The sequence below is a fragment of the Dellaglioa sp. CoH-57-MRSF-17 genome (assembly GCF_056782015.1).
Genome location: NZ_JBXAXY010000108.1, coordinates 1 through 302, shown reverse-complemented (window position 1 = coordinate 302; position 302 = coordinate 1). Strand labels below are relative to the sequence as shown.

The 302-nt window shown below is 52.3% G+C and carries 1 protein-coding gene; it reads left to right on the top strand.

The features are described from left to right. On the top strand, nt 1–302 hold a 302-nt coding region (locus tag AC1RPJ_RS08060; protein WP_481762890.1), incomplete at both ends, for a hypothetical protein.

Genomic DNA, 302 nt, shown 5'->3' with positions numbered 1-302 from the left:
GATCACACAAGAGCAACGTGACGAGATTGCGCGTCTAGCGCTCCCCGAGGATTCGCTGAAGCTTTCGCAGATCATCAAGAACACCACGATGACGATCAACGAGCTTGAGACTGTTCCAGATGCCTCGATATACTCGTTTGCAGACGTGCCTGAACTCGTTATGCGTCCCCCTACCATGCGCGACGTTCTTGAGTTTGCGGATGCTCCTGAGATGAAGGATGAAGAGCAACGCTCCGAATTCTCGTTCTTGGCTCAACTCGCTACGCATATCCAACACGTAGCCGGTTATCTGACTCTCAAGC